Origin of the sequence: Streptomyces sp. NPDC059906, from assembly GCF_042730645.1 — a bacterium.
Taxonomy (GTDB): domain Bacteria; phylum Actinomycetota; class Actinomycetes; order Streptomycetales; family Streptomycetaceae; genus Streptomyces; species Streptomyces rubrogriseus.
This window is the reverse complement of sequence record NZ_JBHWKU010000011.1, coordinates 158,384-184,391: the sequence shown is the minus strand read 5'-3', so window position 1 is coordinate 184,391 and position 26,008 is coordinate 158,384. Positions and strand designations below refer to the sequence as shown.

Genomic DNA, 26,008 nt, shown 5'->3' with positions numbered 1-26,008 from the left:
GGGGAGTTGACGGGGGCTACACGCCCTCGTCGTCGCGCAGGGAATGGATCATGCTCTGCAGGATCCGGAACGCGCCCGCCTGCTCGCTCTCCGTCATACCGGCCAGCATTCTGAGCTCGACGGCACGGACCGCCACGGTGGCCTTCTCCAGGCTCCGCCGGCCGCGAGGAGTGAGTCGCGCGGGAAGCGCCTTCCCGACGGGTGCCGCCGCGGGCCGGGTCACGTAGCCGTCCCGTTCCAGGGCCTGGAGCAGCACGTTCATCGACTGGCGGGTCACGAACGCGCCCCGCGCGAGCTCCGAGTTCGACAAGCCCGGCCGTTGGGCCAGCAGTTCGAGGCAGGAGTAGTGCGTCACGCTCATCCCGAGTGGCCGCAGCACCTCCTCCATGGCCGCGCGCAGGGCACTCGAAGCCTCTTTGAGCAGGTAGCCCAGTGATTTGTCCAGGTCGATGCCGGCACCCTTTTGACTCATGTCAGCATTCTGACATACCTTGACCTGTGTCAGGAATCTGACACGAAGGTCCGACATGCCGACATGCAGATCAGGAGCATCACCATGCCCGTCACCGGTCCCGACTTCGTCTCCCTCCAGGTACGCGACCTCGACGCTTCGCGGGCGTTCTACGAGCAGTACCTCGGCCTCGTCCGCTCGCAGGCCGGGCCCGCGCACGCCGTCGTCTTCGAGACGAAGCCGATCGCGTTCGCACTCCGCGACGTCGTTCCCGGCACCGATCTCGCCTCCGTCACCCAGCCCGGCATCGGTGCCGCGATCTGGCTCCACGGCACCGGCGTCCAGGCCATCCACGACGCCCTCGTCGCCGACGGTCACACCATCGTCTCCGCACCGATCGACGGCCCGTTCGGCCGGACGTTCACCTTCGCCGACCCCGACGGCTATCACGTCACCCTCCACGACCGCGCCTGACCGGCGGAACGCCGCAACCATCGACGCCCAGCGGGGGTGCCACCGGAGCGTTTCAGCGCAGCAGGAGACCGACGGCCACCGCCAGGCGTTCGAGGTACGACTCCCTCGACCCGACCTGGTGCTTGAGTCCCGTCGATGCGCTGATCATCGTCTGCGCGATCCGGACGGCCTCCTCCCGTCCCGTCGCGACGGTGATCGCGTCCGTGATCAGCTCCTCGAAACGTCGCGGCAGGACCTCGACGACCTCTCCGAGGATGCCGGGATTGTCCTCGATCACCGTCGCGACGTCGCGCGCCAGCGGGCCGACATAGCGGCCCGCCCAGTGGTCGAACGCTTCGACGAGGCGCTCCGGAAGGGGGCGGTCACCGTCGGCCAGGGCCTGTTCGGCCGCGGTGATGTCGCGATGCAGGGCCTGGGTGGCGGCGGCACGGAACAGACTCTCCTTCGAGGAGAAGAGGAAGTAGAGGCCGGGCCGGGAGATGTGCGCGGCCCGCGCCACCTCCTCCATCGACGTCTTCCGGTAGCCGAAACGCGCGAACGCCGCCATGGCGGACTCCAGAACCATGGTCCGGCGGTCGGCATCCGCGCCTGTCGGGGTGGTCGGGTGGCCCGCGTCGCTCCTGCTCATGCGGCGAGGATACGAACATGAGCCGCACTATACAAATCATGTTCAGTTCGTATAGTTGAGCCATGGATACCCGCCCGCTCATCTCCACGCCGTTCACCGCCTCCAGCACCGCGGGCGAGGTGCTGGAGGACATCGACCTCACCGGTGTCCGTGCGATCGTGACGGGAGCGTCCTCCGGCCTCGGCATCGAGACGGCTCGCGCGCTGACCGCTGCCGGGGCGGAGGTGACGCTCGCCGTGCGCAACACGGCTGCGGGTGCCTCCGCCGCCGAGACCATCGCCGGGTCGACCGGAGCGGTCCCGCCCCGCGTCGTCCGGCTCGACCTCGCCGACCGGGCCGGCGTCACCCGGTTCGTCGACGCGTGGGACGGCCCGCTCCACCTGCTCGTCAACAACGCCGGCGTGGTCACCGGCGGGCTCGAACGGACACCAGAGGGCTGGGAGCTGCACTTCGCGACGAACCATCTCGGCCACTTCGCCCTGGCCACCGGGCTGCACCGGGCCCTGGCCCGCGGTGCGGCCGAGCGCGACGGAGCACGGATCGTCTCGGTGAGTTCGACGGCGCACATGCGGTCCGGCATCGACTTCGACGACCTCCACTTCGAGCGCCGCGGCCACGACCCGCAGACCGCCTACGCACAGTCGAAGACGGCGAACTCCCTCTTCGCCGTCGAGGCGACCCGCCGGTGGGGGTCCGACGGCATCGTCGCCAACGCGGTCAATCCCGGCGGTGTCGCGACGGGTCTGCAGCGGAACTTCACCCCGCGGCAGAAGGCATCGCTCGACGCGGCCGAGGCTGCCGGAGTCTTCACGTACAAAACGGTCGAGCAGGGAGCCGCCACCAGTGTCGTGGCGGCCGTCAGACCCGAGTTCGCCCACTCCGGGGGCCACTACCTCGACGATGGGCAGGAGGCCTACCGGGTGCCGAACGATGCCGACCTCGCGCAGCATCCGCACGGTGTCAAGGAGTGGGCGCTGGATCCCGCCGCCGCCGAGCGCCTGTGGACCGTCTCGACCGATCTGCTGCGCTCCTGACCTCTCGGTACCGAGTGCCGACGGTGAGCCGAACCTACGCGACTTCCCTCCCGACCTCCCCCGAGCACGACCGTGGCAGGGCGCGGTTCCGGTCAGGTGGGGGAGAACCGCAGGTACGGGGCGACGCTGCGGAGTTTCTCGCGGGTCTCCTCGGTCTCCCGCTCGGGGCTGGACTGGGCGGTGACCCCGGCGCCGGCTCGCAGCCACGCCTCGTCGCCCGCGCCGATCAGGGTGCGCAGGACGAGGGCGGCGTCGAGGGTGCCGCCGGTACTCCCCCAAAAGACCGCCCCGCCGTACAGGCCGCGGGGCCCTTCCTCGTGGCGGGCCAGGGCCTGGAGCGCGGCGCGTTTGGAGACGCCGGTGGCGGTGATCGCGGGAAACAGGGAGGCGAAGGCGTCCCAGGGACCGGCGTCCGGCCGGAGCCGGCCCGTCACCCGCGAGGCCAGGTGCTGCACCGATCCTCGTGGGCGGACCGCCATGTACTCCTCGACCACGACGGAGCCGGGGCGGCACACGGCCGCCATCTCGTCCCAGGCGAGACGTACGGACACGGCGTGTTCGTGTATCTCCTTGGGGTCGCTGAGCAGTTCCGCGCGCCGGCGCTCGTTCTCCGCCGGGTCGGCACCCAGGGCGCGCGTGCCCGCGAGCGGCTGGGTGCTGACCCGCCCGTCGTCCCCGACCTCGAGAACGGTCTCGGGGCTGAATCCGGCAGCCCGGTATCCGCCGAGGTCCAGCACGTAGGAGCGGGCCGGTGTGTTGGCCCGGCGGCCTGCGAGGTAGGTCGCGGGAAAGTCGGGGCGCGGCTCGGCGGGCAGCGGGACCCGCCGGGAGACCACGGCCTTCTCCAGCAACCCGGCTCGGATGTCCCGGACCGTACGGGAGACCGCTCGGCCGTAGGCGGCGGTGCCGACGGCGATGACGTCCTCGGTCCGGTCCCGCGCCGGTTCGTCGTGGACGGTCTGCCCGGCCGCGGGCTCCGCGAGCAGGTCGGCGACCTTGCGCGCCCATGCCTCGTCCACCGCGCGGACCACCGTCGTGTCGCCGGTGAGGGTCACTTCGACGGACGGGATCAGGGCGTGCAGCAGCGGCTGGTCTCCGGCCGTCGCGGGGTCCGCGTGCAGGAGGTGGGCGAGTTCGAAGGCCGCCCAGCCGTAGAAGCGGCGCTCTTCGCCGCTCTCGTCGGGCAGAGCGGCTACGGGCGACAGGGCGGCCAGGGCGTCGGCGAACGCCGTCAACGGCCGCCGCTCCGTGCGCGAGGTCCAGGTACGGCCGGCGGCCCGCGCGGTGATGCCGGTGGCGTCCGCGGTGACGCTCGCGTCGGAGCCCGCCGCGAAGTGCCAGACTCCGCCCTCCGACTCGTACACCACGTACTGGCCCGCGAGGCCCGCCCGTGCGAGGCGGGTGGCGGTGGCGGCCGGGTCGTGGCAGGGCTCGCGGGTGCTCGCGCACGCGAGCGGTGGGACGGACCTCGCCCATGCCTCCCAGATGTGCCGGGATCCGGTGCTCATCGTGTCGTGCCTTCTCTCTGCCGCTGGGCCGGGGTGGTCGTGGGTGGTCGGGTCGGGGGTCATGACGGGGCCGACTCCAGTCGCCAGCCGTGGGCCTGCGCTCGCCGTTCCCAGAAGGAGGCGTACGTGCCTGCCGCCGCCACCAGGTCGTCGTGCGTGCCCCGTTCTGTGATCTCGCCGTCCTCCAGGACCAGGATCTGGTCGGCGCTCACGACGGTGCTCAGCCGGTGCGCGATGACCAGGAGGGTCCTGCGGGCCGCCAGGGCCCGCACGGCCCGGGCGAACAGCGCCTCGCTCTCCTGGTCGAGGGCGGCGGTGGCCTCGTCGAGGACGAGGATCGGGGCGTCCTTGAGGAGCGCACGGGCGATGGACACGCGCTGCCGCTGTCCGCCGGACAGTCGCGCGCCGCCCTCGCCCACCTTCGTGGCCCACCCCTCGGGCAGTTCCTCGATCACGCGGTCGAGGCCGGAGAGCGCCGCGGCCTCGGCCAGTCGGCCGGTGTCCGCGTGCGGGTCGGCGATGCGGACGTTCTCCTCGATCGTGCCGTCGAAGAGGTAGACGTCCTGGAAGACGAGGGACAAGTGGGCCGCGAGGTCGTCGGCGCCGATCTCGCGGACGTCGACGCCGCCGATGCGAACGGTGCCCTCGGTGGTGTCCCGGAAGCGGGCGAGCAGCCCGGCGACCGTGGTCTTGCCCGCGCCGGAGGGCCCGACCAGCGCCGTCATGCTGCGCTCGGGCAGGCGGAAGGTCACGTCGTTCAGGACCGGGCGCGCTGCTGCTTGGGCCACCGGGTCGGCGCCGCCGTCGTAGCGGAAGCCGACCTTGTCGAACTCCACGCTCGCGTCGTACGGCGTGCGCGGCTCGGCGGGCTGGGGGAACGGCGGTTCGTCGAGGACCGCGCCGAGGCGTTCCAGGGTGTTGCGGGCGATGCGCATCCCGGCACCGGCCTCGGCGGCCGACGACACGCTGTCGATCAGGCGGACCAGCAGCACCAGGAGTGCCAGCAGGGTGGGCGCGGTGAGGGAGCCGTCGAGGTGCCAGGACACCCCGAGGGCGAGCAGCAGGGCGAACACGAGCCGGGTGGCGAAGGAGAACGAGACCAGTCCGGGCAGCCCCCGCGCGATGAGCCGCCGGTCGGCGCGCGCCTCGGCCACCAGGGCGTCGTCGAGGGCTCCGTATCCCTCGGCGGTCCGGCCGAACGCCCTCAGTACCGGCTGGTTGCGCGCGTACTCCAGGACCCGGTCGGCGGACTCGCCGATCGCGGCGTCGCGGCCCAGGTCGAGCCGGCGCATCACGGCGCTGCTCGCCGCCTGGACGGCGAACAGCACGGGCACGCAGACCAGCAGCACCAGAGCGGTGCGGACGTCGAAGAAGAACGTGGCGGCCACCAGCGTCGCCGGGGTGAGCAGGGAGCTGATGAACGGGCGCAGCAGGTGGGCCGGTGTGCTCATCACCTGGATGACGTTCTGTCCGGCGAGCCTGCTGAACTCGGCCGTGCGGCCGGCGTCGAACCAGCCGAGGGGCAGGCGCAGCGCCTGGTCCGCCATACGGTGGTGCAGCACCCGGGAGAGCCGGGAACCGACGGTGAACCCGCCGCTGACGGCCGCGCCCTGCAGCACGGCGTGCGCGAGCGCGCAGCCGGCGAACGCCGCCAGCCGGGGCCACACGTCGTCGGGATCGGGGCCGAGCAGGGCACGCAGTACGGGCACCAGGAGGGCGAAGGCCACGCCCTGGAGGACGACCGCGCCGCACTGGAGGACGAGCAGCCGGTTCAGCGGACGGGAGCCTTCCGGCCCGAGGACCCGGTAGAGCTGACGGATCATCGTGCACTTCCTTCTCGGATGTCGTCCGTGCTGCTGCTCTGGGCGTCCCAGAGGGCGGCGTAACGGCCCCCCGCGGCGACGAGGTCGTCGTGGCGGCCCTGTTCGGTGACGCGTCCGTCCTCCAGGACCACGATCCGGTCGGCGGAGCGGACGGTCGACAGCCGATGGGCGACGACGAGCAGGGTGCGGCCGGCCGCGAGCGCGGACAGCGCGTCCTGGATCAGTGCCTCGGAGTGCGGGTCGGCGTACGCGGTCGCCTCGTCGAGCACCAGGACGGGTGCGTCGGCGAGCAGGGCTCTCGCGATGGAGAGGCGTTGGGCCTCACCGCCGGAGAGGGTGACGGCCGTGCCGAGTTCGGTCGCGTAGCCGTCGGGCAGTGCCGTGACGCGGTCGTGGATGCGGGCGGCGCGGGCGCACCGCTCGACTTCCTCGTCGGTGGCCTCGGGGCGGCCCAGGCGGATGTTGTCGGTGACGCTCGCCCGCAGCAGCCGTACGTCCTGGAGGACGAAGCCGACCCGGCGGTACAGCTCGGTCGCGGGGATGTCGCGGAGGTCGGCGCCGCCGAGGGTCACCGTGCCGGCGGTGGCGTCGTGGAAGCGGGGCAGGAGCGAGGCCAGGGTGGACTTGCCGGAGCCGGAGGGTCCGACCAGCGCGGTGACCGTGCCGGGCGCGAGATCGAGGTCGATGTCGCGCAGGACGTCGGTGTGCCCGTCGTAGGAGAAGCTGACCCCGCGCAGGCAGACGTGGTGGCCGTCGGGCAGGACGGGGGTGGCGGGCTCGGGGAGGGTCGGGGCGTGCAGCAGCTCCGTGATGCGTACGGCGGCGGCCTGGCCGGCCCGGATCTGCTGGATGCGGGGGCCCACGACGCCCATGGGGGCGGCGACGGCGGGGCCCAGCAGCAGGAAGGGGACGAGTTCGGCGCCGGTCAGCCGGTCCTGGGTGACGAACACGGCGCCCACCACGGTCAGGAGCAGCAGGACCACGGCCGGGGCGACCACCAGCACGGCGGCGGTGGAACCGACCAGGGTGGTGCGGACCCAGCGGGAGAAGAAGTCGGCGAAGCCCTCGGTTGCGTCGACGAATCGCTCGTGGGCCTTGCGGCCGCGGCCGAAGCTCTTGAAGACGGCGATGCCGGAGGCGAATTCCACGGCGGCGGCGGAGATCCGCCCCAGCGCGGCGCCGAACTCGGCCATCCGGGCCGCGGCGCCCGCCATCGCCCGGCTGAACAGGAGTACGCCCAGCAGCAGGGGGACGACACTGACCAGGGCCAGGCGCCGGTCGACGGTGAACAGGTAGGCCAGGGCCAGGACCGGTGCGGTGAGCACGGCGACGACGTCGAGCAGGGTGTGGGCGAACAGCGTGTGCAGTGCGCTCACGTCGTCCTGCACCGCCTGCTTGACCTCGCCCGTGCCCCGGTCGGTGAGCCGGCCCAGTGGCAGCCGTCCGATGTGCCGGGCGAGCCGGCGGCGGAGGGCGAGCTGGAGGTCGTTGTCGGCGAGGTGGGCGAGGGCGCCGGCCGCGGTGCCGCACGCCAGGGCGAGGAGCCCCGCCGCGCAGGCCAGCGCGACCAGCGGCCACAGGGTGTCACCGTCGGCGGGGGTCCCCGTCGTGAGTCGGCCGGCGATCTCGGAGACGGCGATGAACGGCACCGCTGTGGCGAGGGCCGCGAGGGTCTGGAGGCCGACGGAGACGGCCAGTCGGCTCCGGACGGGGTCCGTCAGCTCGCGCAAGGGATGCGGTTGTGACTTCACTTGACGAGTACTCCGATTTCGGGGATGGGCCGGCCGCCCGCCTCGGTGATGCGGCGGCTGGTCATGCCTGCCTCACGGGCCAGGCGGGCGACGTCGAAGGTGTGCCAGTCGTAGCTGTCGGCGACCTCGCGCACGGTGCGGCCGTCGCGCAGGACCTTCCAGGTCGTGGTGAACCGCATGGCGTCGCCCACGGCGGGTTCGCCGCCGATCCACCACTCGTAGCTCTGGCGGCCGATGGTCTCTCTCAGGGACATCACCGGGGGGATCTGGCGGGGCGAGGAGACCCCCATCAGTTCCACGACGATGGGCGCGCCGTCCGGCAGGCGGTCCGCCAGACGCTTCCACAGCGCGACGCGTTCGGGGACGGTGAGGTGCCCGGCCACGCCGAAGATGACGACGGCGGACAGCCGTTCGGGCAGGACGAGGTCCTGCGCGGCGCCGTCGACCACCGTCACCCTGCGCCGCAGGTCCGGGTCGCGGGCGACCCGGGAGGTGAGCATGGCCCGCATGGTGGCCGACGGTTCGGCGGCGAGGATCTCCGCCTCGGGCAGCGCGGCGGCGACGACCTCGGTCACGCGTCCGGTGCCCGCGCCGATCTCCAGGACCGGGCCGTGCGTGACGTCCAGGCCCGTCAGGACGCGGGTCAGCGGGGGGCCGCTGCTGGCGGTGTGCCGGGTGGCGACCAGTTCGTAGAATTCGGCAGAGGCCGAGTAGTAGTCGATCACGGCAGTCTCCTCACGGGGTGCTCGGCCAGGTGCGCCGGGCGTCCGTGGTCAGCGAGGGGTCCATCCTGCGCAGCACGGTGGTGACCACCTCGCGGCGTCGCGGGGTGAGGTAGAAGTGGTCGCCGGGGAAGACCCGGACCTCGGTGCGGGCGTTGGTGAGGTCCGCCCAGCCGCCGGCCCCCGCCCGGCTGCGCCGCTCGCCGAGTTCCGGGTCCGCGTCGCCGGTCAGCACGTGGATCGGGCAGGACAGCGGCGGCCGCGCCCCGGGCCGGTGGGTCTCGATGATCCGGTAGTCGTGGCGGACGGCGGTGAGGACGAGGGAGCGCAGCTCCGGGTCGTCGAGGACCTCACGGCTGGTGCCGCCGAGCCGGGCCAGTTCCGCGCACAGCACGTCGTCGTCCTGGCGGTGCAGTTGCCCGGTCACCGCCGTGCCGGGGGCGGCCCGGCCGGAGGCGAAGAGCCGGCGCGGGCCGGGGGCTTGGCGGCGGTCCAGTTCGTGGGCCAGTTCCCAGGCCACGGCGGAGCCCATGCTGTGTCCGAAGAGGGCGTAGGGCCGGTCGAGCAGCGGCAGTACGGCGTCCGCCACCGCGGTCACCAGCTCGCCCATGCCGGCGCTCTCCGGGTCGTCGAAGCGGTCCTCGCGGCCCGGGTACTGGACGGCGACGAGTTCGACCTCCGGGGGCATCAGTGCCGCCCAGGGCCGGTAGAAGCCCGCGCTGCCGCCGGCGTGCGGCAGGCAGATCAGCGTGAGCCGGGAGGCGGAACCCTCGTTCCACCGTCTGATCCACGGGCTGTCGGCACGCCCGGCGCGGGCGGCGGAGTTCGACGGGGAGGCGGCGGTCACCAGGTCACCATCAGTTCTTCGAGGCCGAAGGTGGCCGAGTCGTGCTTGACGACGACCCGGTCCCGCTCCCCCGCGAGGCGCAGTGTGGGGACGCGGCGGACGAGTGTCTCCAGGGCGACCTCCAGCTCCAGCCGCGCCAGGTGCTGGCCGACGCACTGGTGCACTCCGTAGCCGAAGGCCACGTGGTGGTTGTCCGTGCGGCGGAAGTCGACCCGCTCGGGGTCGTCGAACTGCTCGGGGTCGTGGTTGGCGCCGGCGAGGAGCGCGATGACGCCGTCGTCGGCGGGGACGGTGCGGCCGGACAGCTCGATGTCGGCGGCGGCGACGCGCAGCGGAATGGAGTCGGCGACGGACAGGACGCGCAGGAGTTCGTCGACGGCCGCGGGCATCAAGGAGGGGTCCTTGCGCAGTTCCGCCCACAGCTCCGGCCGGTCCAGGAGGAGCAGGGTGCTCAGGGCGATCATGCTGGTGGTGGTCTCGCGGCCGGCGTTGACGGTGATGCCGAGGGTGGACAGCAGCTGCTCCGTCGTCACGTGCCCGGGGACGAGGTGGTCGGTGACGAGCTTCGAGATCAGGTCGTCGCGGGGTTCCTCCCGGCGCTCGGCGACCAGCCCGGCGAGCAGGCCGAACAGACCGCCGAGGGCCTCGGAGACCTGCTCGGCGGTGCTGTTGCGGGAGCCGGAGATCCTCGTGACGTCCCGGAAGAACTCCAGGTCGTGCCGCGGGATGCCGAGCAGTTCGCAGATCACCGACGTGGAGACGGCGTTGGCGTACCCGCTCACCAGGTCCACCGGACCGCCGGCGGCCAGCATGCCGTCCAGGATCTCGTCCACCCGTGCCTGTACGGCGGGCCGCATCGCGCGGACCCGGCGCACGGTGAACGCGGGCAGGAGCATGCGCCGGTAGCGGGTGTGCTCGGGGGCGTCGGTGCGGATGAAGGGTCGGAACCTGGCCCCGGCCTCCTGCTCGCCCTCTCCGAGGGCGGGGAAGCCCGGGTGGCGGATGTCGGCGCTGACGCGCGGGTCGGAGAGCAGTTCCCGTACGTCGTCGTAGCGGGTCACCACCCAGGCCTCCCGCCGGGTCGGCAGGGTGACGCGGGCGACCGGGTCGTCGGTGCGCAGCGCGGCGTACTCCGCGGGCGCGGCGAAGGGGCAGCCGCGCCGCATCGGGAAGTCGCGGGGCGGGGTGGCGCCGGGGGTGTGGGCGGCCGTCGGGGATTCGGGGGGTGTCATCGTGGTCCTCAGCCGTGGGTGGGGGTGGAAACAGGGACAGGGGTGTTCGGGGTGTCCGGTGCCCGGGTGAGTACGGCCAGCGGGGGTGCTCCGGGGCGGGTGGGCAGGGCGCGGGCGGTCATCCCGGACTCGGCCGCCACGTCCTTCAGCCCGAAGGGCGCCCACCGGTAGGAGTCGTGCACCTCGCGCGCCGCCTCGGTGGCGTCGTCGCGGTAGACGCGCCAGGTGGAGTGCAGGCGCATCACGCCGTCCTCGGTCTCGTCCGGCGCTCCGCCGAACGACCACTCGTAGCGGTGCCGCCCGGCGGTCGCGGTGGCGAGCCTGGTCTCGGGGAGGGTCAACGGCTCCTCGAACTGCATGAGTTCGACGACCACCAGTCCGCCGGGTGCCAGCCGCCGGTTCAGCCGTCGCCAGAGCCTGGCCCGTCCGGCGGCGTCGAGGTGGCCGAGGACACCGCACAGCAGGACGGCGCTCACCCGGTCCGGGAGCTCCAGGTCGGGAGCGGCGTCCGCGGTGACGGTGACGCGGGCGCGCAGGTCCGGGTCGCTGAAGACCCGGCTGGTGAGCACCGCGCGCATGCCGACCGCCGGTTCGCAGGCGAGGATCTCGGCGTCCGGCCGGGCCCGGGCGACGGCCTCGGTCACCAGGCCGGTACCGGCGCCGATGTCGACCACCGGGCCGCCGCTCAGGTCGGCGTCGGCCAGGAGCTCGGCGACGGCGGGTGCGCTCGCGGTCGCGGTGTGCCCGGCGGCGACGAGGTCGAAGAACTCGGCCGACGGGGTGTAGGGCGAGGCACTCGAAGGGACCTGGGCGCGGTGTGGGCCGGCCCCGTCTTCCGGGTCGATGCGGTGCACGTCGGTACGAGCCGGGTCGGTACGAGCCGGGTCCGGGGCGGGGAAGACGTCGCTGACCGCGAGGGGCCGCGGGGTGGCCGGACGGACGATGTCGGGCGGCCCGAGCCGTGCGGCGAGGTCGGTCCAGATGCGGCACACGGCCAGGTCGTACTGCCCCGTGCGCAGGGCGTCGCCGCCCTGCTCGACGGCCGCGCGGAGCCCGTCGAGAGCATGGCCGACCGCTTCCGGCCACAGGTCGGAGAAGACGGTGCGGAAGGTGCCCGTGGTCCCCACGACGGCCGTGGTGCCCAGGCCCAGGCGGCCGGTGCCGGGTCCGTCGAGGACGAAGCGCCGGTCGGCGTCACGTCCGACGTGCAGCCTCGGACTCCACAGCACGGGGCCGTGGGTGTCGGCCAGGGTGAGGACTCCGCCTTCCGTTCCGATCGAGATCCGGTGCCAGTGCAGGGCGTGGTTGTCCCGGTCGGACGGGTCGAGTTGGTGGTGCACGCGCAGGGTGAGGGGTACACCCGCCAGCATGCCGTGCAGGGAGCGGAACGGCTGCGGGCCGATGTCGGCGGGCAGTGGCGCCGGGTCCGCGAAGCGCCAGGGCCGCAGGGTGCCCATCGCCCGTCCGAGGATGTCGATCAGGGGGTGCATCAGGTGGACCGGGGTGGCGGCGTCCACGAAGAGCGGTCGCTGTTGTGCGACGAGCCGGCGGGCGGCCTCGACGAAGTCGCGGACCGGGGCGACGTGCGGGTAGTGGGTGTTGAGGCGGTACTGCACTCCCCGGCGGCGTGCGTGGGTGAGGTTGTCGGTCAACTCGGTGAGGTGGACGGGGTGTTCCTGGAGGACGTGGATGCCCCGGTCCATGAGCGCCCGGGCCAGCTCGGTGCCCTGCCCGCCCGAGATGGCGGAGCTCACCGCCACGCACGCGGCGTCGATGCCGGCCGGGAGGTCGTCGACGTCCGTGTAGTGGGGGACGCCGAGTCGCTCCGCGCAGGCCCGCGAGGCGGCCGAGCCCCGGCTCAGGATGCCGGCCGGCGCGTATCCGGGGCGCCGGTGGGCCGCCTCGGCGTAGAAGCGGCCGAAGTTGGTGCCGCAGACCAGCACCCCGAAGGGCGTCGAGGTGTTCACAGCACGCCCTCTTCCACCCGGTCGGCGCCGGCCGCCGCTCCGGTGAGCCGGAGGTCGGCGACGTTCCCCTCCCGCAGGTGCCGCACCACGGCGTCGGGGTCGAGTACGTCGCGGGCGAAGTGCACGCCCGCCGGTACCCCGGCCCGCAGCACCGCGTCCACCGCGAGCGCGCCCACCGCCGCGGTGAGCCGGTAGCTGCTGGCCGCGCGCAGGGTCAGCCCCGCGGTGGCCGGCCGCCCGGACGCGGTGCCGGACAGCTCGAAGTCCATGACGTACCAGGGCTTGCGTCCGGCCAGGTCCAGGTCGGCGGCGAGGATCAGCCGGCCGGCCGGCTCCGCCGGGTCGCCCCCGGCGGCGAGGCGGCCCGGCAGCTGGTTGAGCAGCGTGCGTACGGCGGGGCCGGGGTGGACGTTGTACCAGTCGAGCCGGTCGAGGCCGAGGACGGTGGCAAGGCGTTCGCTCTCCTGGCTGAGGTAGGGCTGAAGGGCCACCCGGCCGGGGAAGGACCGGTGTTCGGTGTCCTCGGCCGTGCGCAGGGCGCGCGGGACGCGCCGGCCGCCGCGGACGGCGGCGAGGGCCTCGCCGTAGGCCGCGCCGTCCGCGCCTCCGGAGGTGAGGGAGAGCATGAGGTCGTGCGCCACCGTCGGCGAGCAGGTCTCCAGACCGCCGCAGTACGCGGTGAGCGCGGACGCGCCGTCCAGGCCCTGCCCGGCCAGCCAGCGGGGCAGGAGGCTGGACAGGCCGGGCAGGGCTCCGGCGGACAGGACGACCGTGCGGCCGTCGCGGGCCGGATCACCGGCCTTCAGGAGGTCTTCGGCGGCCGGGTCGTCCCCGGCCACGTCGACGCAGTGCGCCGCGGCGGCGAGTGCGGCGGAGGCCACCGTGGCGCGCAGCCGGTAGGTGGGCCCGACGCAGTTGAGGACGATGTCGCAGCCCTCGGTGAAGGCACGCAGGCCGTCCGGTGCGTCGGCGTCCGCCCACACGGTCTCGTCGTGGCCCGCGGGTTCCTCCTCGGCGACCGCGCGCAGGGTGGCGACGGTCCGGCCGCCCAGGCGGAGCCCGGTGTGGCCGAGCGCGCGCAACTCGCGTACGGCGGCGCGGCCCACCGCCCCGGAGGCGCCCAGGACTCCGATCACGGGCTTGGTCATCGGGTGATCGCCCCCTGGGTCAGCTCGCCGAGGGTCTTGAGGATCCCGGGGGCGTGTTCGACGGACAGGCAGCTGTAGTGGTCTCCGCCGATGTCGACGATGTCCAGGTCCCCCAGGGCCAGTTCCTCCCAGTAGGCGGTGACGGCGTCCTTGCTGCCGGGGAAGGGGTAGGCGCCGTCGTGGCGCAGGAAGGTGATGTCACCCGCGTAGGGCTCCGCCCGGTAGCGGGTGATGGCGAAGACGCTCTGGCGGAAGGCGAGGAAGAGCCGTGTCATGTGGTCGGGTTCGTAGGTGCCGGCCGACGCGGGCACCGCCTCGCACATCCGGGCGATACGCGTGGCGCGTGGAACGTCGGCGAGTCGCCGGAAGCAGCTCGCGACGTCCTCGAACTCCTCGGCCGGTGCGGCGAGTCCGCCGTCCGGCAGGACGCCGGGACTGGCGGCCAGGACGGCGTCGGCCGCGGCGGCCACCCGGTACTGGTCGTCGGGGAACCCGAGGTCGGCCGGGTCGATGCCCATCATGACGGCGAAGGAGTACTCGGCGAGGAGTTCGTCGTCCAGGCGGAAGCGGGGGCTGTGGCTGCTGATGACGGTGAGGCTCTCCACCTCCGCGCCCGACTCGGCCAGGTTGCGGGCCACTTCGGTGGCGATCAGGCCGCCCAGGCAGTAGCCGACGACGTGGAAGCGGTGGCGGCCGTCCGCCGTCAGCGCCCGCGCGTAGTCGGCCGCCATCCGCTCGATGAGTCCGTCCGGCGGTGCGGCGAGGAATCCGCTCAGGTCCGGGACCTCCACCCCGACGACCTCGGCGAGGCCCGGCGAGCGGCGCCTGATCTCGGTGATCAGCGCCCGGTACGGCATGATCGTGGCGGTTCCGGCGTGCACCAGCACGGTCGTCGGCTCGTCCTCGGAGCGGGAGCCGTGCAGGTGGATCACCGGGTCCGTGCGTACGGCACCGGACGCGGGCGCGTCCTCGGGACCGGCCAGGCCGCGCAGGAACCCGGCGAGACCCGCGACCGTGGGGCGGCGCAGCAGGTGGCGCAGGACGACCTCCCACTCCAGGTCCGCCGTCTGCGGTACGCGTTCTCGCAGCCGGCCCACCATCCGGGCCACCAGGAGCGAGTCGCCGCCCAGGTCGAAGAAGTCGTCGTTGCGGGTGACGCGTTCGACCGCGAGGAGTTCCGTCCACAGGTCGGCCAGGCTGTTCTCCAGCTCGTCCTTCGGCTGCTCGTCCACGACGACCGGTGCGCTCTCCCGGGGCAGCCAGGACCGCAGGCGCGCGCGGTCGGTCTTGCCGTTCGCCGTGCGGGGCAGGGTGTCGACGACCTGCCACACCGCGGGGAGCATGTACTCCGGGAGCCGGGTGGCCGCTGTTCGGGCCAGTTCCCCCACCGGCACGTGGTGCCGGTCGTCCTTCATCGTGGCGATGAACACCTCCTGCCCGGTGCGGGCCAGGGCGTCCCCGGCGTCGGGCAGCGAGGTGACCCCGGACGCGTCGTGCCCGTCGAGGAGGGCCCGCCACTGGGTGTGGCTGAGCAAGGACTGCCCGGTGTGCTCGCGCACGTCGGTCCAGGTCCGGCCGGCGACCTCCAGGAACTCCATGGAGACCAGCAGCGGGAGGTTCTCGTCGCGGGTGTTCTCCACGAACACGAGCTGTCCGCCCGGTACGAGCAGTTCCCGCAGCCTGCCCACGGCGGCGTCCGCGTCGGCGGCGGCGTGCAGCGTGTTGGCGCAGACCACGACGTCGAAGGTGTTGGGCAGCAGGTGCTGGGCGCGCGGGTCCTCGTCGACGTCGAAGCGCTGGTAGTGGACCCAGGCGTGGTCCGCGAAGCGCTCGCGGGCCTCGTTCAGGAAGAACGCCGAGGGATCGGTGAACAGGTAGTCGACGCCGTACTCGGCGAGGACGGGCACCAGTTCGCCGGTGGTGCCGCCGACGCCGCCGCCGACCTCCAGCACGCGCAGCCGCTCCTCGCCGGTGTGGCCCGCGGCGATCTCGCGCAGCGCGGCGACCACGGCGCGGTTGAGGTGCCGGATGGCGAGGTTGTCCCGGTAGGCGGCGTCCGCGGCCTCCGTCGCCGCGCCCGGGAAGAGCAGGTCCCGGATGCCGACGTCGCCGCAGACCAGCTCGGGCAGCCGCTCGGCGCAGGTGCGCATGACGGTGAGCAGTTCGGTGCTCCACCCGATCTCGTGCTCCAGGTCGGCGGCCCGCCGCCACCGGCGCTCGGCCTCGGGCGCGGGGACGGGGCGCAGGCCGGTGTAGGTCGCGTCGGCGTCCCGGTGGGTGAGCCGGTCCCGGGCGGCGAGGGCGCGCAGCCAGCGGCGCACGATGTGCCGGTGGCGTGGTGTGGCGCGCAGTGCCGTGCCCACCTCCTCCGCCGTGCGTGCCGCGGCCGAGTCGAACACGCCGGAGGCGGCGAGGACCCGGGTCATCTCGGCGACGGCCACGTCGTCGAGGGCGGCGAGGAAGCCGGTGATCCGTGCGGCGTCGACGGCCGCGGCCGCTTCGCGTACCGCCTCGGCGGCTGCCGTGCGCGCCTGTTCGCGGCTCGCCACGGCGGGCCCGCCGTCCTTGCGTGCCGTCTCGACGAACGCGGCCAGGCGCCGCCCGCCCGCCGCCGAGTCGTCCACGACGACCGCGCCCGCCGCGACCGCGGGGTGGGCCTGTACGGCGGCCTCCACCTCGGCGAGCTCGACCCGGTAGCCGCGGATCTTGATCTGGGCGTCCTCCCGGCCCAGGAACTCGATGGTCCCGTCGGGCAGGTAGCGGCCGAGGTCGCCCGTGCGGTAGAGCCGCTGACCGGTGGCGGAGTCGGTGAGGAACCGCTGTGCCGTGCGCTCGCCGTCGCCGAGGTAGCCGAGGGCGACGCCCGCACCGCCGATGTACAGCTCGCCCGGGACCCATTCGGGCCGCGGCCGCAGGTGCCGGTCGAGCACGGCGAACGTCTGGTTGGTCAGGGGCGTGCCGTACGGGATGCTGGGGCGGGCGGTGTCGACCTCGCCGATCGGGTGGGCGATGGACCAGATGGAGCCCTCGGTGGCTCCGCCGAGGGAGACGATCTCCAGTCCGGGCAGGAGTGCACGGGCCTGGTCGGGCAGCGAGACCGGTATCCAGTCGCCCGATATGAGCGCGAGGCGCAGTGAGCCGTCGTCGGTGGGGGGCTCGGAGCGGAGCCAGTCGCACAGCATGTGGAGCTGGCCGGGCACGGAGTTCCACACCGTGACGCCGAAGTCGCGGACGAGTTCGGCCCAGTGGGAGGGGTCGCCGCGCCGGTCGGACCGGGGCAGGACGAGGGTGGCGCCCACGGCGAGCGGTCCGAACAGGTCGTAGACGGACAGGTCGAAGCCGAGTCCGGCGATGCCGAGGACGCGGTCGCGCTCGTCGACGGCGAAGCGGCGGTTGATGTCCTCGACGGTGTTGAGGGCGGCCCGGTGGCTGATCATCACGCCCTTGGGTGTGCCGGTGGAGCCCGAGGTGTAGATGACGTAGGCGAGGTCGTCCGGATCCCGGCGGTCGGCGGGCGGGCGGTCCGCGGTGGCCTCCCCGACGAGGTCCACGGCGACGGGCGACACCGTCGCCGGGAGGTCCTCGAGTTCGGCGAGCCAGGACTGGGTGAGGACGGTGCGGGCGCCCGCGTCCGCGAGGATCGTGTCCCGGCGGGCCGCCGGCTGGGCCGTGTCGACGGGCAGGTAGGCGCCGCCCGCCATGAGGATGCCGAAGACGGCGACGACCTGTTCCCAGCCCTTGTCCATCCAGATGGCCACCGGTTCCCCGGGGCGCAGTCCGCAGGCCGTCAGCTGCTGGGCGAGTCCCGTGGCGCGGGCGGCGAGCTGCCGGTAGGAGAGGGCCAGTTCGGGGGTGCGGACCGCGATCGCGTCCGGTGTGGTCCGTGCCCGGGCGAGTACGGGTTCGTGGAGCAGGGCGTCCGGGAGGGGGCCCTCGGTCGCGTTGACCGCGTCCCGGCGCGCCGCCTGCGCCGCGGGCAGCGGGATGCGGACGGGGGCGTCCCAGGCCTGCTCGCCTGCCTCGCCTTCGGCCGAGAGCGACCGCACGAGCGCCGTGTACGCCTCGAACATGGCGTCGGCGCTCCCGTGGGCGAGCGCGCCCTCGCGGATGTCCCAGGACAGGCTGAGGGTGTCGCCGCGGTGCATGACCTGGCAGTCGAGCCATACCTGCGGTGTCCGGGTCGCGGCGTACTCCACCTCGGGGGGCACGCCCTCGGACGTGGCGCCCGCGCCCAGGGCGCTGGTGAAGACGACCGGCATGAGGACCGGACCGCCGGCCCTGCGGGAGAGTTCGGCGAGCACCTCCGAGCCGGTGAACAGCGGGTGGGCCAGGTCTTCGAGGAGCTGTTCGCCGACGGCCCCGGTCCGTTCGGCGAAGGTGGCCGGGGTGTCGAGTTCGACGGCGAGGAGTTCGAGCGAGGTGAAGTCGCCGACGAGGCGGTCGATGTCCTCGTGCAGGGCGGGCCGGTCGACGGTGGGCACGTTGAGCGTGAACCGGCTGGAGCGCGACCAGGCGCCGACCGTCTCGGCGTACGCGGCGAGCAGGGCCGTCGACACGGTCAGCCCGCGCCGTGCGGCACGTTCGGTGAGCCGGTCCCGGTCGGCCGCGGGCAGCAGCACCTCCAATCGGCGGAACGCCACCGCGTCGCCGCCGGACGCCGGGCCGCGGCCCGCTTGACCCGGGTCGCCCACCGCGGCCTGCCAGGCTTCGGCGAGGGGCAGTTCGGGGGCGGGCGGCAGGGTGTCGAGCCGTTCGGTCCAGTAGGCGCGGTCGCGGGCGTGGCCGTCGGTGTCGGCAAGGGCGCGGCGGGCCAGGACGTAGTCGCGGAAGGTGATCCGCGGCGCGTCGGCGAGGGCGGTGCCGCCGTAGCTCCGCCGGAACTCGGCGAGCAGGATCCGCAGGCTGGCGTGGTCGACGACGAGCATGTCGAAGGAGAGGTGCAGTACGGCCCGCCGGCCGGTCCGGGTCACGTGCACGTCGAAGAGGGGCCACTGGTCGGTGGGCGCCTCGCGGGCGGACAGCCGCGCTCGGGTGTGCCGCATCCGTGCCTCGGCGGTGGCGTCGGGCAGCGCGGTCAGGTCGTCGGCCCCGACGGACAGCGCGGGCACCTCGGGCAGGACCCGCTGGTGGCCGTCCTGGTGGATGACGGCCCGGAGCATGTCGTGCCGCTGGACCAGTTGCCGCCACACGGAGGTGACGCGGTCGACGTCGAGGTCGGGGTATGCCAGCTCCACGTAGGCGTGGCAGCCGACGCCCCCGTAGGCGTAGGCGTCGGTGCGGCCGATGAGGTAGGCGGCCTGGATGTCGGTCAGGGGGAAGGGGTCGTGGCGGTGGCCGGGGTCGGCCCGCAGCGCCGGTTCCGCCGCCTCCAGGTGGCGCAGGACGGCTTCCTTGTGCGTGCGCAGTTCGGCTCGGTGCGTGTCGGTGAGCCGGCCCTGCGGGGCCCGGAACCGCAGTTGTCCGTCCTGGGCCCACAGCGTCACGCCTTCGTCCGCGTATCGGGCCAGCAGTTCAGCGATGTTCACAGCTCTCCGGTCTCGTAGGCGGTCCCGTGGGCCGCGAGCGTTCGGGTGATGTCCGCGGCGAGCGCGGCGATGGTCGGTGCGGCGAAGAAGCGGCGGGCGGGCACGGCGGCCCCGAAGCGGCGCTCGATCGCCGTGAGCAGGCGCAGCGCGGTGAGGCTGTCGCCGCCGGCGGTGAAGAAGTTGGCGTTGCGGTCCGGCGACCCGTGCGGCAGGCATGCGTGCCAGAGGGCGGCGAGGGCCGTCTCGTTCTCGCCCCGTGGCTGCTCGGCGACTGCGGAGACCGCCTCGGGTCCCGCGAGGCCGGTCAGGGCGGCGCGGTCGACCTTGCCGTTCGCGGTGAGGGGCAGGGCGGGCAGGAACAGGATGCGGGACGGGACGGCGTAGACCGGTACCCGCTCGGCCAGCAGGCCGAGGAGGTCCTCGGTGAGTTCGGGGTCCTCGACCGGCTCGGTGGCGGCGGCGGGCGGTGGCTCGTGCGGTACGGCGAACGCCACCAGGCGTCTGGCGGTGCGCTCCCCCACGGCCAGGGCGGCGGCGCGCGCGACGGCCGGGTGGGCCTCCAGCGCGGCCTCGACCTCGCCGGCCTCGATGCGGTGGCCGGCGATCTTCAGCTGGCCGTCGAGCCGGCCGAGGAACTCCAGCAGTCCGTCGTCCCGGAAGCGGCCCAGGTCGCCTGTCCGGTACCAGCGCCGTCCGTCCCGTTCGACGAACTTCTCGGCGGTGCGGGCCGGGTCGGCCAGGTAGCCGCGGGCCAGTCCCGCGCCGCCGATCCACAGTTCGCCGGGCGCCCAGTCGGGGCAGTTGCGGCCGTCCCGGTCGACGACCCGGTAGTGCTGGCCGGTCAGGGGGCGTCCGTAGGGGATGGACACCCACCGGGGGTCGGGTTCCGTGACGGTGAGGGTGTTGGACCAGATGGCGGCTTCCGTGGCTCCGCCCATGGCGACGAAGGCGCAGGGCCGCCCGGTTCGGGCTCGCAGCCGGGCGGGCAGGTCGAGACCGATCCAGTCGCCGGAGACCAGGGCGGTCCGCAGCCCCGCGATCCGGCGGTCCTCCCGCCCCGCCTGTCCGTCGGCGTCGAGCAGCAGGTCGAGCAGGGCGGGGACGGTGTTCCACACGGTCACGCCGTACCGGTGCAGCAGGTCCGGCCAGCGGGCCGGTTCACGGCGTTGGTCCTCGGTGGGCAGCAGGAGGGAGCCGCCCGCGGCGAGCAGGCCGAAGACGTCGTACACGGACAGGTCGAAGTCCAGTGCCGACAGGGCGAAGACGCGGTCGTCGCCCCGGATGCCGTGGCGGGCGTTGATGTCCGCGATGGTGTTCCAGGCGGCGGCGTGGGTGATCTCGACGCCCTTGGGCTCGCCGGTGGAGCCCGACGTGAAGATCACGTAGGCGAGCGCGTCGGGGGCCGTTCCGACCGGCGTGGACAGCGGCTCGCCGCCCTGCGTGCCGGCCGGGGACAGGGTGCGGGGGCCGGTGCCGTCCGTGGCGGGCCAGCCGCCCAGGACGACGTCGAAACCGGCCGTGGCACGCACCCGCTCCAGCCGTGCGGCGGGCTGTTCGAGGCTCAGGGGGACATAGGCGGCACCCGCCGCGAGGGTGCCGAGGACCGCCGCGACCTGTTCCGGGCCCTTGGGCAGGGTGACCGCGACCAGGTCGCCCGGCCGCACCCCCGCGTCGCCGAGCGCGGCGGCGGTGCGCAGCGCCCGTCCGGCGAGGGTTGCGTAGGTCACCTCCTCCCCCGCCGTCGTGACGAGGGCGGTGCGGTCGGGAGTGGCCGCCGCGTGGGCGAAGAACATCTGGTGCAGCGGGCGCGGCGTCACCGGCTCCAGGGCGGCCTCCCGTGCCGCGGCCTCCCGCCGTTCGTACTGGGAGGCGGGCACCGGGTCGGGGAGCGGAGCCTCCCAGTCACCGTCCACGAGGTGCCGCAGCAGCCGTTCGTACGCGGAGAACATGGCGTCCAGCACGCCCTCGGCGAACGGTTCCTCGACGGCGTCCCAGGTGACGACGAGGTTTCCGGACTCCTCGGTGACCTGGTTGTCCAGGCAGACCTGCGGGGACTGGGAGATGCCCCAGACCTTCGGGGGGAGTCCGGTGCCGGGTCCGGCCAGCGTCGCGTCCCCGACGCCGATGGCGCTGGTGAACACCACGGGTGCGGCGGCGTCCACCGTGCCCGTGCGCCGGCCGAACTCCCGCAGCAGCCAGTCGACGGGTACGTCGGCGTGGTCGAGGTCCTCGGCCTGGCGGCGTTGCAGCCCGGCGGCCGCCGCGGACCAGTGGGCGCCCTCGCGCCGGTAGCCGGCGAGGGACAGGGAGGTGAAGTCGCCCAGTACCCGGTGGATGTGGGGGTGGACGTCACGCCGGTTGAAGAGGGTGAGCGTGACGGTCACGGCGTCGGTCCCGCTCCAGGCCGCGAGGACCTCCGCGTACAGGGCGAGCAGGACGGTGGACGGGGTCAGGCCGTGCCGGGCGGCGTCCCGCTTGACGGCCGCCCAGTCCCCGGCGGGCAGGCTCAGCCGGCGCCGGGTGAAGACGGGTGTGTCGATCGTCGCCGGGTCCCGGTCGAAGGGCAGGGCGGGCGGCGGGGGCAGTTCCGGCAGGCGGGCCTGCCAGTGGGCGCGGGCCCGCGCGGTCGTCTCGGGGTCGGCCGGGAGGCGGGTCAGGTAGTCGCGGAACGACACGTCGACGGGGGGAAGTTGGTGTTCCGGGTCGGCGTAGAGCGCGTTCAGTTCGGCGTAGAGCGTGGTGATGGAGAGCGCGTCGAGCACGAGATAGTCCAGGCCGATGCCGATCCGGGTCCGTGTCCCGCCGCCCTTGTCGTCGGTGTCTTCGTCCGCGGGGCGGCGCACCGCCTCGATGGCGAACAGCGGCCAGCGGGCGGGGTCGCGGACCTGCTGGGACAGGCGGGCGCGCAGGCCGGCCAGGGCCTCGGCCGCGCCACCGGCTCGGGCGTCGTGCACGGGTATGCGCACCGGCGCCACGTCGGGCAGGACACGCTGCTGTCCGTCCTCGACGACCGCGCGGAGCATGCCGTGCCGTCGCACCAGGGTGTTCCAGGCGCGCTCCAGCCGGTCCAGGTCGACGTCGGTGCCGTCGAACTCCGTGTAGTGCCAGGTGCCTACGCCGCCGAGGGTGAATCGGGGGTCGCGGCCGGTGTGGTAGGCGGCCTGGACGTCGGTCAGCGGGAACGGCTGGTGCGCGTGGTCGGGATCGGGCACGAGGACGGGAGAGGTGCCCGCGGCGGGCTCCTCGTCGGTGGTCGTCGCGGGGTGCAGCGTCTCGCAGAAGTGCCGGAGTACGGGGCGGGCGAACAGGTCGGCCACGCGGGCGCCCGGGAAGCCCGCGGCACGCAACCGGCCGATCATGCGCGTCGCGACGAGTGAGTCGCCGCCCAGCAGGAAGAAGCCGCTCTCGCGTCCCACCTCGGCCACACCGAGCAGGTCGGCCCATTCGGCCGCGACGGCGGTCTCCACCGGGCCGGCCGGCGCCGACGTGACGGGTCCGGGCCGGCCGGCGGCCTCGGCCTCGGCCTCGGTCAGCGCCTGCCGGACGGCCGTCCGGTCGAGCTTGCCGTTGGCGGTCAGCGGCAGGTCGCGCAGGACGAGGACGCGCTCGGGGACCATGTGGGCGGGGAGGCGTTCCGCCGCGCGCTCGCGGATCTCGTCCGGGTCCGGTGCTCCGGCGGGGGCGGAGACGGCCGCGGCGAGGTGGCGTGCGGGGGTGTCGAGGGCGGTCGCGGCGAGGTGGCGTGCGGGGGTTTCGAGGACGGTCGCGACCGCGTGCAGGACGGCGGGGTCGCCCTCCAGCGCGGATTCGACCTCGCCCAGTTCGATGCGGTGGCCGCCGATCTTCACCTGGTGGTCGGCGCGGCCCAGGAACTCCAGCACGCCGTCGGGCCGGTAGCGGGCCAGGTCGCCGCTGCGGTACCAGCGTTCGCCGTCGTGGTCGACGAAGCGTTCCGCCGTGCGTTCGGGGTCCGCGCGGTAGCCGTTGGCCACGCCGGGGCCGCCGATCCACAGCTCGCCCGGGACGTGATCGGGGCAGTCGCGGCCGCGTCCGTCCACGACCCGGGCCCGCATGTTGCGCAGCGGAACGCCGTAGGGGACGGACTTCCAGGCGGGGTCGGTCTCCGCCACCTCGAACACCGTGGAGTGGACGGCGGCCTCGGTCATGCCGCCGAGCGCCACGAAGCGGCAGCCGGGGACGAGCGCGCGGAGTCTGCGGGGCTGGTCGAGCCCGATCCAGTCGCCGCCGAGCAGCACCATGCGCAGCGAGTCCCCGAGGCCTTCGTCCTCCCCCGCGGCCATCAGCAGGTCCAGCAGGGCGGGCACGCACTGGACCAGCGTCACCCCGTGCGTGCGCACCAGCCCCGCCCAGTGGTGGGCGTCGCGGCGGTGTTCCTGTCCTACGGCCACCACCTGACCGCCGAGGGAGAGCGGGGTGAAGACGTCCCAGGTGGCGAGGTCGAAGTCCAGCGCGGAGATGGCGAGCGTGCGGTCCGCCGGGCCGAGCCCGAACTGCGCCTCCATCGCCTCGACGGTGTTGACGACCGCCCGGTGCGACACCTCGACGGCCTTGGGCCGTCCCGTCGAGCCGGACGTGAACAGCACGTAGGCGGCCAGTCCGGGGTCCGTCCTGACCACCGGCGCGGGACGGAGCCCCGAGGCGTCCGCCACGAGCACCACCGGCGCCGGGGAGACGTCCTCGCACAGGTGGGCGTGGTCCCGGTCGGTGAGTACGGCGCAGGCGCCGGCCACCGCGTGGATGCGTTGCCGGCGCACGGCGGGCTGTTCCACGCCGACGGGGGCGTAGGCCGCGCCCGCGGCCAGCACGCCGAGGACCGCGGTGATCTGGTCCTCGCCCTTGGGCAGGGTGACGGCGACGGTGTCGCCCTCCCGCACGCCGTGGTCGTGCAGCAGTGTGGCGATCCGCCGTGCGGCGTGGGCGAGTTCGCCGTAGGTCAGGGTGTCGCCGGTCGTGCGGACCACCGCGGTGCGGCCCGGCTCGGTCTCGGCGAGCCGGAAGAAGCGGGTGTGCAGGGCGCGGTCCGCGACGGGCGTGGCGGGCAGGGCCGCCACCGCGCGCCGGGGCAGGACGTCGGGGGCGAGCAGGCCGTCCACGGGCCGGTCCCAGGTGCGGGGGTCGGTCACCAGGCGGGTGACGAGTCTGCGGTAGGCGTCGAACGCGGCGTCGGGCACGTCGGTCTCGAACACCCCGTCCCGCACGTCCCAGTTGAGAAGGAGACCGCCGTCGAGTTCGGTGACCTGGGCGTCCAGATACACCTGCGGGCCCTGCGAGATGATCCAGGAGGGGTGGCCGAAGGACTTCTGGACGTCCTGCTCGAAGATCTCCCCCAGTCCGATCGCGCTCGTGTACACGACGGGGGCCAGTACCGGGGATCCCTCGGCGCGGGCGAGGTCGCGCAGTACCTCGACACCGCCGTACGCGCCGTGGGAGATTCCCGCCTGCAGCCGCTCCTGGAGGCCGCGGGCCTGCCGGGAGAAGGGAAGGGGCGCGCTCAGGTCCGCGTCGAGCAGGACCGAGCTGCTGAAGTCGCCGACGAGTGCGGCGACTTCGGGTGCGAACATCTCCCGGTCGAACAGCGGCAGGTTGAGGAGGAAGCGCCGGCTGTCGCTCCAGGCGGCGATCACTTCGGCGAAGGCGGTGGCGAGGGCGGCGGCGGGGGTGACGGCGTGCCGACGGGCGGCGCCGAGGAGGGCGGCCTTGTCGGCGGGGCCGAGCCAGTGGTGCAGGCGGCGGGAGTGGGTCAGCGTGCCGTCGTCCGCGCTGACCGGGGTCAGGGGGTCGACGGTCGTCGGCAGGCGCGGAGCCCGCGGCAGGTCCGGCAGGCGCTCGCGCCACCAGGCGGCGTCCCGCTCACGCTCGGTCCGTCGCCGGGCGTCGTGCTCCGCGAGGTAGCGCCGGTAGTCGAGCCCCAGTTCGCGCGGCGGTTCGTCGGGACACTCGTAGAAGCGGCGCAGGTCGGACAGGAGGACCCGCAGGCTCAGCGCGTCACCCGCCATCATGTCCAGGTCGATCTGGAGGCGGGTCCTGCCGTCGGGGAGCAGGCACAGGGCCGTACGGAAGACGTCACCGGCGCCGATGTCCGGGCGGGAGTGGGTGTTGCGCTCGCGCAGCCGTTCCAGCTCGGACTCGGCCTCGACGGGGGCGAGTTCTCGCAGGTCGTGGACGGTGAGCGGTGCCCCGGCGGCACCGAAGCGCTGACGGCCGTCCTCGTCGAAGACGGCCCTGAGCATGCCGTGCCGCAGCACGAGCGACCGCACGGCGGTGTCCAGCCGGGCCGGGTCGACGCCGTGTCCGTCCAGTTCGACGTAGAAGTGCGCGGCCACGCCGCCGAGGGGCTGTCCGTCCTGGCGTCCGATCCAGTAGGCGTGCTGCATCGTGGCCAGCGGGAAGGAGTCGGTGTCCGGCTCCGCTCCGGTCACCGGCGCGAGCGGCCCGGGCGGGGCGGTGGCGGCCGTGTCGTCCTGCGCGGCGTGCGCGGCGTGCGCGAGCAGGGTCGTCCAGTCCCGCAGGGTCGGCCTGCTCGTGAGGTCCTGGAAGGTGACCGTGCTGCCCTCGCGCCGCCAGGTACCGACCAGGGACATCAAGGCCAGTGAGTCGAGGCCGAGTTCGAAGAGGTCACGGTCGTCGTCCAACTCCTCCGGTGCGATCTCCAGCGCGCCTGCCACGGCCTCCCGCACCGCGGCGGCGGCGTGGCGGTCGCGGCTGCCGACGTCTCCTTCCGCTGTCCGCGCCTGGACGACTGCTTCATCGCTCACTGGTGCTGCCTTCCGGTCGGACGATGCCTAGATAGAAATGATTATCATTTCTATAGTTCACATCGTAATCACACGACGGGGCTCGGCGCCAGAGCCGGAGGCCCGGCAAAGAATGGGAGGCG

General features: G+C 73.8%; 14 protein-coding genes. 2 read left to right on the top strand and 12 right to left on the bottom strand.

The genetic code is table 11. The features are described from left to right. Positions 1-16 precede the first annotated feature (16 nt). Complete coding sequence (locus ACFV9J_RS19240; protein ID WP_385355823.1) at positions 17-472, bottom strand: MarR family winged helix-turn-helix transcriptional regulator; 456 nt, start codon at positions 470-472, stop codon at positions 17-19. Positions 473-556: 84 nt separating this feature from the next. Between ACFV9J_RS19240 and ACFV9J_RS19235 the strand changes: the two genes are divergently transcribed. After that, positions 557-925 (top strand): VOC family protein, encoded by a 369-nt coding sequence (locus ACFV9J_RS19235; RefSeq protein WP_385355890.1) that lies wholly within the window; start codon positions 557-559, stop codon positions 923-925. A gap of 52 nt (positions 926-977) precedes the next feature. Here the strand turns inward: ACFV9J_RS19235 and ACFV9J_RS19230 are convergent, their stop codons facing one another. Further along, positions 978-1,553, bottom strand: a complete 576-nt coding sequence (locus ACFV9J_RS19230) for a TetR/AcrR family transcriptional regulator (protein WP_385355822.1) — start codon at positions 1,551-1,553, stop codon at positions 978-980. A gap of 62 nt (positions 1,554-1,615) precedes the next feature. Here ACFV9J_RS19230 and ACFV9J_RS19225 point away from each other — a divergent pair, with 62 nt between their 5' ends. Beyond that, positions 1,616-2,587: an SDR family NAD(P)-dependent oxidoreductase gene (locus tag ACFV9J_RS19225; protein ID WP_385355821.1), complete on the top strand. Its 972-nt coding sequence runs from the start codon at positions 1,616-1,618 to the stop codon at positions 2,585-2,587. A gap of 92 nt (positions 2,588-2,679) precedes the next feature. On the opposite strand, the gene ACFV9J_RS19220 is transcribed toward ACFV9J_RS19225, so the two are convergent. Genes ACFV9J_RS19220 through ACFV9J_RS19175 form a run of 10 tightly spaced genes read right to left on the bottom strand, consistent with a single transcriptional unit; the run spans position 2,680 to position 25,886 of the window. Beyond that, entirely contained in the window at positions 2,680-4,095 is a 1,416-nt protein-coding gene (locus tag ACFV9J_RS19220) for a salicylate synthase (RefSeq protein WP_385355820.1), read from the bottom strand. A gap of 59 nt (positions 4,096-4,154) precedes the next feature. Further along, entirely contained in the window at positions 4,155-5,918 is a 1,764-nt protein-coding gene (locus ACFV9J_RS19215) for an ABC transporter ATP-binding protein (RefSeq protein ID WP_385355819.1), read from the bottom strand. After that, entirely contained in the window at positions 5,915-7,669 is a 1,755-nt protein-coding gene (locus tag ACFV9J_RS19210) for an ABC transporter ATP-binding protein (RefSeq protein WP_385355817.1), read from the bottom strand. The genes ACFV9J_RS19215 and ACFV9J_RS19210 overlap by 4 nt, the downstream gene beginning before the upstream one ends. Then, positions 7,666-8,394 (bottom strand): class I SAM-dependent methyltransferase, encoded by a 729-nt coding sequence (locus tag ACFV9J_RS19205; RefSeq protein WP_385355816.1) that lies wholly within the window; start codon positions 8,392-8,394, stop codon positions 7,666-7,668. The genes ACFV9J_RS19210 and ACFV9J_RS19205 overlap by 4 nt, the downstream gene beginning before the upstream one ends. 10 nt (positions 8,395-8,404) lie before the next feature. After that, positions 8,405-9,238, bottom strand: a complete 834-nt coding sequence (locus tag ACFV9J_RS19200) for a thioesterase II family protein (protein ID WP_385355815.1) — start codon at positions 9,236-9,238, stop codon at positions 8,405-8,407. Further along, complete coding sequence (locus tag ACFV9J_RS19195; protein ID WP_385355814.1) at positions 9,235-10,470, bottom strand: cytochrome P450; 1,236 nt, start codon at positions 10,468-10,470, stop codon at positions 9,235-9,237. The genes ACFV9J_RS19200 and ACFV9J_RS19195 overlap by 4 nt, the downstream gene beginning before the upstream one ends. 8 nt (positions 10,471-10,478) lie before the next feature. After that, positions 10,479-12,437 (bottom strand): Gfo/Idh/MocA family oxidoreductase, encoded by a 1,959-nt coding sequence (locus ACFV9J_RS19190; protein ID WP_385355813.1) that lies wholly within the window; start codon positions 12,435-12,437, stop codon positions 10,479-10,481. Beyond that, entirely contained in the window at positions 12,434-13,585 is a 1,152-nt protein-coding gene (locus ACFV9J_RS19185; protein WP_385355812.1) for a saccharopine dehydrogenase NADP-binding domain-containing protein, read from the bottom strand. Before ACFV9J_RS19185 ends, ACFV9J_RS19190 begins: the two co-directional genes overlap by 4 nt. Then, the gene (locus ACFV9J_RS19180; RefSeq protein ID WP_385355811.1) at positions 13,582-19,110 is read right to left on the bottom strand and encodes an amino acid adenylation domain-containing protein; all 5,529 of its coding nucleotides are present in this window, start codon (positions 19,108-19,110) and stop codon (positions 13,582-13,584) included. Before ACFV9J_RS19180 ends, ACFV9J_RS19185 begins: the two co-directional genes overlap by 4 nt. Then, positions 19,107-25,886: an amino acid adenylation domain-containing protein gene (locus tag ACFV9J_RS19175; protein WP_385355810.1), complete on the bottom strand. Its 6,780-nt coding sequence runs from the start codon at positions 25,884-25,886 to the stop codon at positions 19,107-19,109. The genes ACFV9J_RS19180 and ACFV9J_RS19175 overlap by 4 nt, the downstream gene beginning before the upstream one ends. Between the last annotated feature and the right edge of the window lie 122 nt (positions 25,887-26,008).